Here is a 15,029-nt window from a genome sequence, read left to right as displayed (position 1 = left end):
GTTAGAATAAGTTCATGAATTACGATATATCAATTAGAAATCAAGGTGTATCCATATAAAGCAGCTCATAGTGCAATATAGGGTAAATCAGTGTAAGCTGACGAGCTCGCCTGTCACGGCATTGAACAATTGATCACAGGCTAACGTGTAGATCGGAATTGCTCTTGGTGCAGCCAGCGGACCGTTATATTGGATTCGATAAGATAGCCTTACATCAATATGTGGCTTCAGCACTCGCCAAGCCTCTTCTAGTGATCGCTCGGCTATAAGAAATGTACCTTGCTTCTCACGGCTGCCGCTTACTCCAGCTAAAGTGGTCTCTTTTGACGTTGCATCCATATCCAAAAGCTGTTGCAGCTCCAACGCATCTATGGCATGAGTTACCCTGCCACTGCCCCGGTCGATAACCATACGAATCCGTCCGCCCCCTAATACAATTCCATGCAGCACTCGATGTACATCGACCTGTAGCTGATGACCCTGCATGGCTTCGACGGCTTTCTGCTCCGTATTCTCCAGAAAAGCAAATTCATAAGGCTCATGGGCATATTGTTGTTCCAGATAAGAGACAGCAGCAGCTTTAGCTTGAACAATCTCATCGTCGGAGATGACAGGTGCAAATGGATGAGGAGCATATGGGTCAACCTCTGTAACCCCTGCTGCCAGCTTCAAGGCCTCGTAATGCTCCTCCGCAAAGACAGGCCTTTGCTCCTGCTTTGAGTCTAGCTCTAGGTGAAAATAAGCCGTATTCTCTTCCGCACTTGCGTTACGATTAAGCTGAATCATCTCCCTCTGCTGAGCCTTCTCTCGAAAGATCAGCTCACCGCTAACTGCATGATATCCTTCTCCAAGACATACATAATAAGGGTATCGCTTGGATATCGGAAGAATGTAACCGAGCGAGAGAGCATCGGCACCTGCGCTAGACAAAACGTCATCAATGGATTGTGTGTGCTCAGCCACTTCGAACTCACAGTCATCCCATTTACATAACCATTGTATGACCTCATCCTGAGCATTACATTCCATATCTACCGTCTGGTAGCTACTGACACGAACCCCCTGATGCTGTCTAGCAAAGCAAAAGCGATAGCCGCCGTCATTCTTGATAACTGCCTTCTGAAGCTGCAGCTCATCCGTCCGAATATTCAACTTCATCCGTTCCATCCAATCCAGCTGCTGATGTAGCAGTCTGTTGAATGTGGCGTCGTCCATGTCCGTATCCGCTGGCTTCGGTAAGGCATGCTTATTCAGGACAGGCTTCAGATCATGGCGGATCAATGAGATCAGCCTGCCTGTGACCGCATCCATCTCGGCATAAATCGCTCTATTGCTTACCAATTCAGTCTCAAATTCGTCCGTTACGTGCTTGTCATCTCCTTGGTCGACATCATCGTTTGGCTTCGCCGCCTTCATTCTCTCTTCCGTATTTCTGTCATGTTTCGTAATCGCGTCATAAATCTCCGGGAATGTCCATTGCAGCTCAAGCTTATACAACGGAAGCTCATCAGGCTGGGAATTGCGTATTATCTCCGCACTCATTAAGTTATACTCAGAGGGAATCTCCAAATCCTGCATCAGACGTTCTGCCGCCTCTAGAGGATGAATTAGTTTCATAAAATGACACCTCCGGAATCATTAATTGATTCATGGCATGCTCTTTCTCACGATTCGTAACGTGCGTATAGACGGTAGTTGTCTGAATCGAGGCATGTCCAAGCAATTCCTGCACTGTCCTTAGATCAGCTCCCTTGCGCAGCAGCATCGTCGCGAACGAATGCCGAAGCTTATGGCTAGAATAGGACAGACGCTGACTTTCAGGCAGATGTGCCTGAAAACGTTCGAAGCTCTCGGTTGCAATCAGCTGGATGCCACGAATAGATAGCCTACGTCCCTTTTGTGAGACGAACATGGCATCCTCCTTAGCAATCCAGGGCGTAAGTCTGTCGTACATGGCTGCTTGCAGAATGTCCCCCACTACCTTGGGCACAGGCAACGTGCGCCATTTGCGCCCTTTTCCGAACACCTGCAATGTAAGCCGATCAGCATTGTAATCCTTACGGTTCAGGGCATGCACCTCACCGACCCGCAGCCCCATGTACCCCATCAGCAGAAAAATAGCCAGATTGCGCATGCGATATTTCCCGCTCACCGAGCCCAGAAAGCGTTCCAGCTCCTGCTCATCCAGATACACGGGCGCTTGATGCTTGACGGTCTTTGCCTTCTTGATGCCTGTAGCTGCATTGGTCGTCAGTAATTCCAGCTCAATGAGTGCCTTATAGAAGCATTGCACAGCGGCGTGCTTACGATTCCGTGTCGCATCACTGATGCCTCGCTCACGCGCCCGACTCAAAAACGAGAGCACATGCAGCTTTTTGGCTTCTGCCAAAGACTTTCCCTCCAGGGAATTCAGGAATTCAAGCACATCACCAGTATAGGATCGGACCGTGTAGGAGGTGTAGCCAGCATCTCTTAGCCAGATCCGAAAAGCCTCCAGCTCATCAGCATATTGCTCTGTTACTTCGATTGTCATCATCCCAAGAATCACCTGCTGCTTCCCATTCAAAATACGCGAGTATAGCTTTCCATTGAATCTCAGCTTAGTAGCTATTGATGTGAGCCTAAGTAGCCGCTATACTTCTGCCTCTTCCAGAATATCCACCTGAACCAAAGGAACGATGGTATTGGTCTGTTGCTCTGAGCGCCGGGCCAGAAAATAGGGGAGTGGGCTCTCATGAAGCCCGTTCATAGACTGACATTGTGTCAGATACAGCTCCAGCCGTAGCGTGCTGCCCACTCCCTCTATTAATAATTCAGGCCAAGTGAGCTCCGCACATTCTTCCCAGTTACGCAGGGCATTTACAGGGATAACACTCAATTGTTTGAGGTCAGCAGCGATGCGATAGATCCCTGTCTGTACAGGCAAGCCTTCAAGTGGAAGGCGTGCTGTTAAGTTCTTGTCAGACATCCCGAATATCGAATAACACCATGGAGTCAGGCCCCATACAATCGACATCACGCCTTCTTCCATCAGACGATCGGCCAAATCGCCTTCACGAAAGCATTCAGCAGGTCCAGCTTGCCCTCACCCAACTCCTGACGAATACGCTCACGCATGCGCGGCAGATCAGCGAGAATAAATCCACTGCTGCCATACGAATCGAATAAATGCTGGCTCTTCGAGTACAATCCGGCATCCTGCTCTGCATCGAAAGGAGATACATGTATGTATATCGTAATTACCTGAGCATATTTGACCAGTTCTGACTGCTCGGGTGTCAGCTCTCCTTCGGCAATGCGTGGCGTTTTCATGTAATGCCCAATTCGAATCTGATGCTGTCCCGCTGGCATCCCTTCCCAACGAATAGCCAGCTCTTCTTCCAATCCGTCAACCTCACCCAGAATAAAATGACAGTCCGGTGGAAGCTCAAGCTGATATTGATGAATACCGATCTCGCAGCCATAAGCCATCTCAGCCCAGTCGGAGCTTGCCGCCTCCCTGCTATATTCCATGACTACAACCGTCTTTCGACTTTCCAGCAAGTGCTGATGTGGATCCACGGGTATAACACCTTTATCGCTACTACCAGCTATCGAATGACCTGCAGCATCTTGAATCATCAAGACCGATGAAGACAGAGGTGCTGAGTCTGCAAAAGCAAGTGTCGAAATCTCTCCCTGTCCATCCAGAATATTAAGTGTCTTATGGTGCATCATATGTATTCCTCCTTCAAGACATGCCTCTATCTTTTTCTACTACTTTATTCAGTTCATAGGTTCCGTTGTAACATTTCGGTGTTCCTTCCATTCGGTGTTCCTTCCATAGCATTTCGCAATCACTTGTCTAGAGTCCTGTCCGTCTTGGACAAATCAGGAATATAGTCCCATAAAATTGCTGGAATAGGCCATGAATTAAGGTGGATAATTGTCCATTCCTTATGCCAAAAATCGTTTTAAATAAAAACTGCGTATAATTTATATTATACGCAGTTTTTATTCGTTATGCTAGATATGTGTTACTGCGTGAATACAGAAAAAAGAGAGGTTCGAACCCGAAGGCTCGAACCTCTCTTTTTTCTGCTTGAAAAGCTTAATCTTGAAATTTTAATCTACAATCGTATTGAATAGGTTTATTGAGCCACCATACCACCATCAACGGTATAGAGTGAAGCTGTTACAAAAGAGGCTTCATCAGAAAGCAAGAAGTTCATAACCGCTGCTACCTCTTCAGGCTTACCATATCGGCCAAGCGGAGTCGCTGCTTCATTTGCCTTCTTGAATTCTTCTGCATTACCCGAATTGGCTTCAATCTGTTCCATCATACGTGTCGCAATGGTACCTGGCAGAACGGCATTCACACGAATTCCGAAGGAAGCCAGTTCATTGGCAGCTACTCTAGTAAGACCGATCACCGCATGCTTGGACATAATGTAGGGAGACATCCCTGGTGCTCCCATAAGTCCAGCAAGCGAAGAGGTATTCAGAATGGCTCCAGACTTTTGCTTCTTCATTACAGGGATCACATAGTGCAGCCCAAGGAAGACACCACGAACGTTCACGTTATATACCAGATCCAGGCCCTTTACACTTTGCTCTTCGATTGGCCCCATTGGACCTTCAATCCCTGCATTGTTTGCAAAATAATCAATTGTACCGAATTTCTCAACTGCTTTATTAACGTAGTTTTGTACATCCTCTTCTTTGGACACATCAGCCGCTACGGCAAGTGAGTTAGTTTCATTAAGCCCCAGCTCTTGAATGACGGATTGGATTTGCTCTTCTTTTAGATCGACCAGTACGAGATTCAGTTTGCGCTCTGCGAAACGACGTGCAAGTTCTTTTCCGATTCCTCCAGCAGCACCAGTGATAATCGCTGTCTTAGCTTGAGATTGAGCCATTATATATCGCTCCCTTTTTTAAAATACTGTAACTAAATTATAGTAACTAACTTATATTTCTATATCATCATACACCCACCACTTATCTATGACAATAATCACTATTCATTGAAATGTCATCTATTGGACAAATACTTTAACAATGTTGAATTAATGATTGATTTTGAACATTTGTAGTAATGATGTTGATTCATTAAGTATTCCCATTTGGGTACAATCCGATTCGAATGTTATAATGATATAAACATATGCGATCTACATCTTTAAGAAGAGACGGGAGCAGTAATATCATGCTTGATCAGAACGACAGAAGAACAAAGAGAACCAAACAAGCCTTACAGACAGCATTTATTGAACTCGTTCTTGAAAATGGTTACGAAGCCGTTACCATTATGGATATCGCGGCACGGGCAGATTACAATCGGGGAACTTTTTATAATCATTATGCAGGAAAAGAGGAATTGCTTAAGGAAATTGAAGAACAATTTCTACTGGGCGTTCAACAAGCTCTATTAGAACCCTATCAAGGAATGGAGCGTGTACTAGCGAACCAGATCTATCCGTCCACTTTGCGTTTGTTCGAGCATATCCAAGCGAATAAAAATAAATTCCTTGTACTTCTCTCAGTGAATAACCAGTTAGGTAACGCGATCTATAATCTACTTAGAAATTCAATGAGAAAAGAAATGCACATTGAAATGGACGCTGCTGGTATTTCCATTGATTACGAGATTATGTTAAGCTACCGCATGTCTGCCTGTGTAGGTGTAATTATGTACTGGGCAGAGAGTGGTTTTAAATATTCAGCAACTTATATGGCAGAGCAAACGCTGATTCAAGTGACCAATAATATAGATGTTATCGAATTTAAAAACAATTGAATTGTAAAGATCCTTATCGATAGACATAACAGAACAAGACCACCAGCGAACTGGCAGCCTTGTTCAAGCTTAAGCTGTAATCCTTCCTTATCCTGATCGTTTTGGAACACGGCGATGAACTCTTTCAATCAATTAGCAGCTTAAGCGTAGACTACGCGATCAGCATCCGTTAAATGGTATTGCTCATTCAGATACTCTACACTGGCTAGCACTTGCTCCTGCACACTCGGGAGATTCACATGCAGCAGTTGTCCCCCACGCTTTACCATTTTGCCTGCCACGAACACCGTGTCCACATTGGATGGATTGGCAAATTGCACTACAGCACCAATGGGATCCTGTACCGGGAACAGGTTAAGATCCGCCGTACGGATCAGCACCAAATCAGCTTCTTTTCCAGGAGTTAGGCTACCGATTGTGCGGTCCAGCCCCAGCGCCTTGGCGCCAGTCACTGTAGCAGCACGAAGCACCTGCTCTGACAACAGGTTAAGCTCCCCTGGCATATCTCCTCTACTTATAATTTGCTCATTGACTCTAGAACGCTCTGCCTGCAGCATGAATTTCATCTGTGAGAACAGATCCCCACCTGTGGAAGTGACTACATCCACGCCTAGTGATGGTTCCCCTCCCTGCTCTAGAAAAAATCCAGTAGCTGGGTAGCCATGACCCATCATCATCTCAACCTCAGGCGTTACGGATAACGAGGCACCGCTGCTGGCTAACAACTTATACTCCTCTGTACTCATTGTGTTACCATGCACTACATTAATATCCGGACCGAGCAGGCCAGCTTCATGAAGACGAGTGATAGAATGATCCTGACTCCCCCAGCTACCAAAACCAACATGCATGGAACAAATTGCATCCAGTTCACGTGCAAGCCGAATCTCCTCCACCGTTGTATCCCAATGGCTAAATTCCGGTCCTCGGATCGCTAGACCTAACGTTAGCAATTGATCCTTCGAGGAGAAGTATTGCTCCGACACTCTCCTGAGATCGGCGGAATAGGTCAAGCGACTGTCCCGATTCCAATATTCCGTCTCACCAGGGACGCCATGAGCAAATACTGCCCGAATTCCTGCATCCTGCAGTCCACGAATCAGCTCATCGGTATGCTCCGGCGAATACGGCATGCTCCAGTCCAATAACGTAGTAACCCCAGCATTAAGCGCTTCCAATGCTCCCAGCAAGTTCGCGATGTAGCTGTCCTGTGGGCGAAGCTTGCTTCCCATAGCGCCGTAGTAAAGATTTTGTAAGTAGACTGGCAGTGACCAGTTGGTGCCCACAGTCCGCACGACAGATTCCCACACATGCCGATGCGTATCCACGAAGCCTGGAGTAATGATCATACCTGATGCATCAATCACTTCCACATGCTCATCATTAAGCTCCATATTCGGCTGAATGACTTCGATTCGCTTATGTCGAATGAGAACATCAGCCTTGCGATATGCCCCTAGCTTCGAATCCATCGTAAGCACCCAGCCATTTTTGAGCAGATAGCCTTGTTTCTTTTCCATAACGCATCCTCTCCTAACATATATATTAGGTCGTTAGATGCCATACGTATTCTTGATGTTATTACCGCACTATTCCATTACTTATTTTGCATATTCGTATGCATCTGTATTTATTGTATCAAATTACTATTATTCAGTAAATATTTAAATTTCACAGTATATACCAACCTTCAACAGTCATGATAACAACATTTAACAAAAGGTAATATATTTAACGAAAATTTGCATTAAAATATATACTTTCCATTCAATAAACGTGCTAAAATAGCATAGAAATGATAAATTTTGGAAGGAGATTCAAGATTATGATGAAAAGGTGGATGTCTTTGTTGCTTGTTGCTCTGCTCACTTACAGCATCACAGCAGTACCGGTGCAAGCCGGCAAACCAACAAATCCGAATACGGGAGGTGTACCTGGGAGCTGGACGGAAGGAACACCACCTGATCGAATTGATCCATCCAAGCCAGCCATTTTATTCGTGCATGGCTTGAACAGTAGTGCAGGTGTATGGTATGAGAACAACGATATGTATGAAAAATTCCATAGCAATGGGTACCAGACAGCGTTTATCAACTTGTATGACATTACAGGAACATCGCAAAGCATGTGGGACAATGGCCGTTTGCTATCCGACAAGATCAAAGAGATCAGCAAGCATTTCGGCAAGAAGCTCATTATTGTGGCCCACAGTAAAGGTGGCGTGGATACACAGACTGCGATCGTCCATTACGATGCAGCACCTTATGTACAGCGTGTCATTACCCTTGGTAGCCCCCACCACGGATCACAGCTGGCAGACCTTGCATACAGTAGTTGGGCCGGCTGGCTGGCTGAGCTTATCGGCTCACAAAGTCCGGGTACTGCCTCCGTACAGACCTCATATATGAAATCCTTCCGTTCCCAGACAGATGGCCTAAGTGCTAGCAAAGCTGTTCCCTTTTATACCCTCGCAGGCAACAATTGGTCCTCTGGCAGTACATCGCATTTTTGGGGTGGCCTGTATTTATCATCCTTCGGTGACAACGATGGTGTCGTGACCGTACAGAACTCATATCTTCCACATGCACGCATGATTAGTGTAGGCTCCTGGAACCATTCCACCGTTCGTACTGGCTCTCATGTATATTCTCTGTTATCTCCTTATTTGCAGCAAAAAGAACCTGCGCAGCTAAGCTCTTCTAGCTTCACATATGACCAGAGTGCAATTCATTCGTCGGCCTCCCCATCCTCCAGCAACTTCTACATTCGTGGTGGCAAGCATGATGGACAAGCATCACAGACGCTTATGATTGAAGATGGAGTAGACACGGTCAAACTGGATTGGATCAATGATCAACCGCTGAAGAATCTGGAATTAATGCAGCCCGACGGCTCAATCAAGAGCGTTCAACTCGATGTCTATCAGGACTCTGAGGTATTCCAGGGAGCTTGGCACCATACGGCAGTGCTGCAGCAGCCTGAACCTGGGACCTATCAATTGACTGCCTCCACTTCCGATGCTGGTGCTTATCTGATGGTCGCCCAGTTCAATCGTGTTGAAGATTTCAAAATCAGCCTGAAGTCCTCTGGATCTGAAATCAAGCTTCAACAGCAAGGACAAGCCAGTGTTACCGATGTTACGTATAGTGTCTACTACTATGGTAATCCTGGTGACTCCAGTGCATCCCAGCTATCATCCCCTTCCCTCTCAGACAAAGTACATACTTCTTCTTCGGGGCTTAAGCTGTCTACAATCAGCCAACCGGGAATCTACAGCATAACAATTGAGACAGAAGGCATCACGGAGAAGGGCTTCCCTTACCGTCGCACCATCGTACAGTCGTTGTATGTTGACGAGAATGGACGCCAATTCGGATTGTAAGTAGGATTGAATTCTTGTAGATCGTTTCTTCGTTTCTTACAATTGAAATAGTTCACAAGCAAAAGAGGACGGATGCCAGCATCTGTCCTCTTTTTCATACACGAAGGTATTTCTGCTCATATTCATATTCCATATTCATCCAAGCCTTCTTATCTCCGACTAGGAATTTTTCTGACGCTCCCGAAACCTGCGCACCTTCATCAGATTTCCACACATTTTATCATCACAGTATTTTTTGGTGCGACTGCGTGTGTCGTCATAAAATACCCAGAGGCAGTCAGGATTATCGCAGAACCGTATCCTACTCCCTTCTCCCTCCACGATTGTCTGTATAAAATCAGCAGCCACTTCAGCCATGACCTGCTGCCAGCTAGGTTCCATAGCAATCAGCTTGAGTTGAATCTTCTGCTGCTCCTCCTGGCTCCGATCTAGATCAAGCCTGCGGTAGACTGAGCCCTTGGCCAAGATCAAATTCAGCCACTCACGATCTTCCTCGTTTAATAAGCCACCATCAGCTAAACGATGAGCCGTCCGCTGAAGCTGCTCCCTAAAGCCCCGCATGTTGTCCACCTCTGACACAGATGCTGGTACTGGTGCATGTAGCTCCCAACGTTCCAGCCAGCGTTGCTGCCACTCACTCTTCTCCAGTCGATCCTCGGAATGACCACTGCCTCGCCAATCGCGCCAATAGCTGTTAACAAAATCTGTCCATAATCTCTCCATATAACGAACCTCTCTCTAAGCTTTACATGGTGAATCACTTGCGTGTAACCACCAAAAAACAATATTGATAGTTACCAATAACCATGCTTTGTGTTATGATTATTGTAACCAATATAACAGCTAATAGCTAGTTACACTTACTCTCCTTTGCTGCTCTCTATATTGGATAAATGAAAAAGGAGGCAACACGATGAGTATGAACCTGAATGATTACATTGTCTTGCAAAGACAACACACGTGGGCTCAAGAGGACTGGATCGTTCCATTAGCCAAAGCGATTGAAGGTCTAACAGCCAGTCAGGCGGCCTGGATTCCAACAGTAGGCGGCTTAACCATTTGGCAGATGGTGAACCATATGAATTACTACAATCGGCGCATGCTTAATCGCATTGGAGACACTGCCCCATTGGCACCGACAACGATTACAAATGAAGAAACCTTTGGCGCAGCAGGGAATGCTGAAGATGAAGCTGCATGGCAACATACCGTTGCTCTTACGACAAAGATTTCCCTGTCTCTGGAGGAGACCTTAGCTTCTATGAACGAAGAGCAGCTTCATGTGCCTTACTTCACCCCCACTAAAACTACCACCCTTGCTGAGCTGATTGTCCCTTGGTTGATACATGATGCCTATCATATTGGGCAGATCGTGTTGCTAAGAAAGCAGCAAGGAAGCTGGCCAACTCCGTCATAGTCCATCTGGAGGATAGTGAACACGTAGGCAAGCAGTTGCTAGCTGGAGGCATTGTATTACTAAGCTGCAACTGCTTTGCTTTCTCTTCTAAGCTGTTTACTTTTTTTCAAATCAGCATATTACATATTTCTTAGGCAGCGCTATCAAGACTACTTCTTGTCATCTGAAATAGGTTATGAGATTAGCATAGTGATATTACATAATAAATATTATGTTAACCATATACGTTTCGTAGTTTACTAAGACCCAGCAACACTTTTCTGTTATAAAATTATTTTGCAGCCAACCTCTTAACTCTTATATCGAATTTACTGAACTAAATTTTCAAATTTTCCTTATTGGAAATCACTTCATCCAGGAACCTATCTGCATCACTATTAAATTTCCAAACCACTCCAAATTTATCAACCAACATTCCGAAGCAGGATGACCAAGGTACCTCAGATAAAGGCATGATAACATGGCCTCCTACGGACAAATTAGAAAAGTAATTTTTCATGGTCTGTTTATTAGCCATTACAATACTAATAACTATGTTGTTTCCTTGGACCCATTCCCCTGTCACACTTTTCATCGAAGGCACAATATCCGACATCATAATTTTCCCACCAGCGAACTCGATGGAAGACTCCATGATCATACTTAATTCATTTTCTGGCATTGCATAATTTGGATCTTGTGGAAGATCGCTGAACTTTACCATTTTCACCTTGATTGCCATTAAAGCCTCTGCATAAAATGCAATCGCTTGCTCTGCCACTCCATCAAAGTTTAAATATACAATAGCTGCCATAAGCTAAACCTCCTTCTTGTGATAAATGAAGTATAATGTATATTCGGCGACATACGTATGTCACCTTTTTAAAATAAAGTTCAACAAAATAAAGGAGACAATATGGAGAAGGTTGAGAGATTAATATCTATCATCATGATATTGCTGAGAAGGGATACTGTTTCAACAAAAGAATTCTCACAATTATTTAACGTTTCCAAAAGAACGATTCTTCGTGATATGGAAACACTGAGTGTGTCCAACATCCCGATCTACTCTATCCAGGGGGTTCATGGTGGCTACGGCATTATGGATGAATACAAGGTGGATAAACGTCTTTTAAGTAGCTCTGACTTGGAGAATATATTGACCGCGCTCAGTGGGTTGGAACAAATTCTAATTAGCGAAGAAGTTGAAGTCACCATTAAAAAAATAGAAGCCATGGTTAGCCCATTGTCTGCCACAGGTTCAATCCAACTGTCATTTTATGATTGGGAGGGACGCTCTGAGATTGCGAACACCTTGAGGATTTGCCAAGAAGCGATTGTGAAGAGAAGGCTAGTTACGTTTGATTATATAGATAGAAATGGGAGTACCACGAGTAGAATGGCGGAGCCCTACCAACTTCATTTTAGTGAATCGAGTTGGTATTTGAAGGCATTTTGTTTATCTCGTCAGAGCTATAGAACATTTAAATTATCCAGAATCAACCAGCTTATTGTGAATGAGAACACTTTTCCCCCTAGAAATTATGTATTGGAACAAGAGCAGGAAGCAAATGCTCAACCGCAATTAGTCCCTATTAAGGTGTTGATTTCGCCCGGCATAGCAGATCAATTCATTGAAAGATACGGTCGAAAATGTATTGATAATTATAGTCCTGAATATCTCTTAGCCACCATCTATGTTCCTCAAAACAGCATTGGCTTTCAATTTTTAGCGAGCTTCGGAACAAATCTGGAAGTAGTAGAGCCGAGTAGCTATGTTGATGAATTCCGTGATTATTTGCATAAAATGGTGGAGAAATATACTTCATAAGGCTTCCATTAACATGGGAATATCTCCTACTAACGCATTTCAGTAGAAGCCTTATTTTCCTTTAACGGGAAGTATAAGGGCCATCCTTTGTGGGATTGCCCTTTGCAAGGTGGCAGCACGTTACGTCAGGTGCATAAATATGGTCTCCATTGCTCCCCAAGGTGCTTCTTTCTCATCTATCTTCACGAAACCATATTTTTCGTATAAATTAACATGGTCACTAACGAGGTATACTTTTTCAAAACCCAGTTCCTTCGCATAAGTCAAAACAGATAATATCAGCTTTTCGCTTAATCGATTGCCTCTGTGCTGCTCCCCCACAACATGAACCCGATATACGGTGTATATGAGACATCTGGTATGCAGTCGGTTTTTGCAAAAGTGCAATAACCAGCAATATGATCATCATCAAATACTGCAAAAACTCTTTCCCAATCCGAAAATTGCCCTTCTTTCATTTGCTTCGCTAAATTACCCCCTGCTTTCCAGGAGCAATTCTGCGCATACTCAGCAACGGCCTGCCATAACTTATCGCTATAAGTAAGTGATTCTATTTGCATACAGTTCCTTTCCTCCTTTATTGACTTGAATCTTGTTAGTCAAATATGGAATGCGAACGGCGTCATTTGAATAATGACCGGACACTGGGAGGATCCTGTTTCCTCCTTGCTGATGAAGTTCGCGATCTGGACCTCCAGACCGCGCTTCAACAGCTCATGAGTTTATTTCTTGAAATGAGAGAGGCCATACGAAGAAGGATACAACGTCTACATTCTCTCCACGAAGTGCTGAATATCCTCCCCAATTAAGGCCAGCGCATCTCTCCAGAACTCCGATGAATGCACATCGATACCCATTAACTGCCCAATATCTGCAACTGTGGAGGTAGTGCTGGCGCCCAGAAAGGCTTGATATTGCTCTACGAATCCGCTCCCACGTTTCTTATACTGCGCGAATAGCCCTTTAGAGAACAACAGCCCGAACGAATTCGGGAAATTCAAAAACTCATTGCCTGTCATATAATAACCGGCCTTGCTAATCCACTGGTAGGGATGAATAGAATTCGGGGTAATACTGCTTCCATAGGCCAAAGACATGGCATCCAGCATCAGACTGTTCAATTCTTCCACCGTTAGTGAACCTGATTTCCTCTGCTCATAAAGCTGGCTTTCAAACAGGTAACTGGCGTAGAAATCAACGATATAATAACCGGCATCCGAGAGGCTCCGCTCGAGAATCGGCAACACTTCTCCTTCCGATGTACTCAGTAGTAGCTCTTGATTAATCAGACTCTCACAAAAGATCGACGCCGTCTCGGCAATCGGAATCGGATAATCCGTATTGACCATAGTCTTTCCGGCAAGGCAACTGCTATGGTAGGCATGACCAATCTCATGCGCCAGCACACCTACATCCATATAGCTCCCGGTGAAGCTGGTAATAATCCGGCTCTCTTGGATTGGAGCAATATCGAGGCACATACTAAAGTTCACTTTTCCTGCCCGTGGCTCCGCATCGATCCAACTGGAGGTGAACACCTTGCGGGCAAACGCACCTAGTTCTGTACTGAACGAGTTAAACCCGGCAACAATAATCTCTTGTGCCTCCAGGTAGCTAATTTTGACGGAAGAATTCCCTCTAACCGGAGCAAAGATATCATGGGAAGGGAGCGGTCCTGCATGACCAAAAAGCTTTGCTTTGTGAAGATAATACTGATGAAACGCAGGCAGGCTCTCCTCAATCGCTTGCAGCATTACCTCTAGCTTCTCCTGATCCATACGTGAGGTCTCCAGTACTTTATGCAGCGGCGATTTGTACCCTCTTAGCTCATAGATTCCTATCGCCTCTCCGCACACCGCATTAAGACAAGCAGCACTCTGTTCGGCAACACTGCGACAAGCCTCGGCTTCCGCTTCGTATGCCGCCTGCCTAACCTGAGAATCATGGTCGTACACCAGATTGCGCAGCTCCGCCAAAGACAGCTGGTGCACTGCCTCTTTCATCTCGACCTCTACGCGCAAGTTAGACTGTATCTTCATGTACAACCTCTCCCACGCTTTGGCGCCGGTAAGCTGCATCCGAGCAATGACCGCCTCCGCTTCTTCACTGAGCAGATACCTTGACCGCTGCTGCAGCTGACGCAAATAATAAGCATGGTGACCCACATACTCACTCGAGCCAATAATTGTATCAAGCTCTTCCGCACTCATACCAGCCAGCCATTTGCTGAAGCTTGCTAGAGCTTCTACTGAATCAGCTTCCATTTCATCCAATACGTTCATCTGATTTGCAGCTTCTGTATTCTCGTTGTCAATGCTGAATACCAGCTCTGCATAGCTGAATAAGCACAGATACACGCTCCTGAATGCATTATATTGCCTAAGAAAATCCTCCGTTAGAATCGCAGCCTTCTCTTGAGTGTGTAAATGAAGCTTTGCCCTCGCACCAAGTTCATCTGCAAGCTCTGCTGCATGTTTATAATCCTTTTGATATTTCTCCGACTGAAATGAGGGATACAGACTCTCCAAGTCCCATGTTAAGTTCATCGCCGTTAATCTCCTTATCGTAAACACAAGCGATGCTACACGTATCCCGGCAACCGGCCATATCGAACGTATAGCAGGCTGCGTCATATTTTACT

15 protein-coding genes and 1 pseudogene are annotated in these 15,029 nt (G+C 45.1%); 5 read left to right on the top strand and 11 right to left on the bottom strand.

All coding sequences use genetic code 11. The features are described from left to right. Positions 1-87 precede the first annotated feature (87 nt). The 5 genes from K331_RS0117860 to K331_RS0117840 form a co-directional block, all read right to left on the bottom strand. Positions 88-1,617 (bottom strand): hypothetical protein, encoded by a 1,530-nt coding sequence (locus K331_RS0117860; RefSeq protein WP_028591373.1) that lies wholly within the window; start codon positions 1,615-1,617, stop codon positions 88-90. Continuing rightward, entirely contained in the window at positions 1,553-2,536 is a 984-nt protein-coding gene (locus tag K331_RS0117855) for a tyrosine-type recombinase/integrase (RefSeq protein ID WP_051289901.1), read from the bottom strand. The genes K331_RS0117860 and K331_RS0117855 overlap by 65 nt, the downstream gene beginning before the upstream one ends. Positions 2,537-2,632: 96 nt before the next feature. Further along, the gene (locus K331_RS0117850; RefSeq protein ID WP_156897681.1) at positions 2,633-3,016 is read right to left on the bottom strand and encodes a hypothetical protein; all 384 of its coding nucleotides are present in this window, start codon (positions 3,014-3,016) and stop codon (positions 2,633-2,635) included. 14 nt (positions 3,017-3,030) lie between these two features. After that, complete coding sequence (locus tag K331_RS0117845; protein WP_028591370.1) at positions 3,031-3,717, bottom strand: hypothetical protein; 687 nt, start codon at positions 3,715-3,717, stop codon at positions 3,031-3,033. A gap of 413 nt (positions 3,718-4,130) precedes the next feature. After that, positions 4,131-4,898, bottom strand: coding sequence for an SDR family NAD(P)-dependent oxidoreductase (locus K331_RS0117840; protein WP_028591369.1), 768 nt, complete (start codon positions 4,896-4,898; stop codon positions 4,131-4,133). 290 nt (positions 4,899-5,188) lie between these two features. Here K331_RS0117840 and K331_RS0117835 point away from each other — a divergent pair, with 290 nt between their 5' ends. Further along, positions 5,189-5,779: a TetR/AcrR family transcriptional regulator gene (locus K331_RS0117835; protein ID WP_028591368.1), complete on the top strand. Its 591-nt coding sequence runs from the start codon at positions 5,189-5,191 to the stop codon at positions 5,777-5,779. A 140-nt stretch (positions 5,780-5,919) separates the two neighbouring features. Here the strand turns inward: K331_RS0117835 and K331_RS0117830 are convergent, their stop codons facing one another. Further along, entirely contained in the window at positions 5,920-7,299 is a 1,380-nt protein-coding gene (locus K331_RS0117830) for an amidohydrolase family protein (RefSeq protein WP_028591367.1), read from the bottom strand. A gap of 305 nt (positions 7,300-7,604) precedes the next feature. Here K331_RS0117830 and K331_RS0117825 point away from each other — a divergent pair, with 305 nt between their 5' ends. After that, a complete protein-coding gene (locus K331_RS0117825) occupies positions 7,605-9,161 on the top strand; it encodes an esterase/lipase family protein (RefSeq protein ID WP_084165506.1) in 1,557 nt (518 codons plus the stop codon). Positions 9,162-9,320: 159 nt separating this feature from the next. Here the strand turns inward: K331_RS0117825 and K331_RS0117820 are convergent, their stop codons facing one another. Next, the gene (locus K331_RS0117820; protein WP_028591365.1) at positions 9,321-9,884 is read right to left on the bottom strand and encodes a CGNR zinc finger domain-containing protein; all 564 of its coding nucleotides are present in this window, start codon (positions 9,882-9,884) and stop codon (positions 9,321-9,323) included. Positions 9,885-10,074: 190 nt separating this feature from the next. Between K331_RS0117820 and K331_RS0117815 the strand changes: the two genes are divergently transcribed. Beyond that, a complete protein-coding gene (locus K331_RS0117815; protein WP_028591364.1) occupies positions 10,075-10,578 on the top strand; it encodes a DinB family protein in 504 nt (167 codons plus the stop codon). A gap of 316 nt (positions 10,579-10,894) precedes the next feature. On the opposite strand, the gene K331_RS0117810 is transcribed toward K331_RS0117815, so the two are convergent. Continuing rightward, positions 10,895-11,371, bottom strand: a complete 477-nt coding sequence (locus K331_RS0117810) for a VOC family protein (RefSeq protein ID WP_028591363.1) — start codon at positions 11,369-11,371, stop codon at positions 10,895-10,897. Between the two features lie 102 nt (positions 11,372-11,473). Here K331_RS0117810 and K331_RS0117805 point away from each other — a divergent pair, with 102 nt between their 5' ends. Beyond that, positions 11,474-12,388 carry a helix-turn-helix transcriptional regulator gene (locus K331_RS0117805; protein ID WP_028591362.1) on the top strand — a complete coding sequence of 305 codons (915 nt, stop codon included), beginning with the start codon at positions 11,474-11,476 and terminating at the stop codon, positions 12,386-12,388. Positions 12,389-12,508: 120 nt separating this feature from the next. Here K331_RS0117805 and K331_RS33135 read toward each other — a convergent pair whose 3' ends face one another. Continuing rightward, a complete protein-coding gene (locus K331_RS33135) occupies positions 12,509-12,709 on the bottom strand; it encodes a GNAT family N-acetyltransferase (RefSeq protein ID WP_211237343.1) in 201 nt (66 codons plus the stop codon). Continuing rightward, positions 12,679-12,948 carry a hypothetical protein gene (locus K331_RS32500; protein ID WP_211237342.1) on the bottom strand — a complete coding sequence of 90 codons (270 nt, stop codon included), beginning with the start codon at positions 12,946-12,948 and terminating at the stop codon, positions 12,679-12,681. Before K331_RS32500 ends, K331_RS33135 begins: the two co-directional genes overlap by 31 nt. A 45-nt stretch (positions 12,949-12,993) precedes the next feature. Between K331_RS32500 and K331_RS33235 the strand changes: the two are divergent. Beyond that, positions 12,994-13,163: pseudogene (locus tag K331_RS33235) on the top strand (IS4 family transposase); the annotation flags it as partial. On the opposite strand, the gene K331_RS0117795 reads toward K331_RS33235, so the two are convergent. After that, on the bottom strand, positions 13,156-14,598 hold the full coding sequence (locus K331_RS0117795) for a M3 family metallopeptidase (RefSeq protein WP_455430262.1): 1,443 nt from the start codon (positions 14,596-14,598) through the stop codon (positions 13,156-13,158). The pseudogene K331_RS33235 and the gene K331_RS0117795 overlap by 8 nt on opposite strands. Positions 14,599-15,029 lie beyond the last annotated feature (431 nt).

This window comes from Paenibacillus massiliensis subsp. panacisoli DSM 21345 (assembly GCF_000426545.1).
In the GTDB taxonomy this organism is placed as follows: Bacteria; Bacillota; Bacilli; order Paenibacillales; family Paenibacillaceae; genus Paenibacillus; species Paenibacillus panacisoli.
Note: the sequence above shows the minus strand (reverse complement) of the source record. Positions and strands in the feature narration are given on the sequence as shown.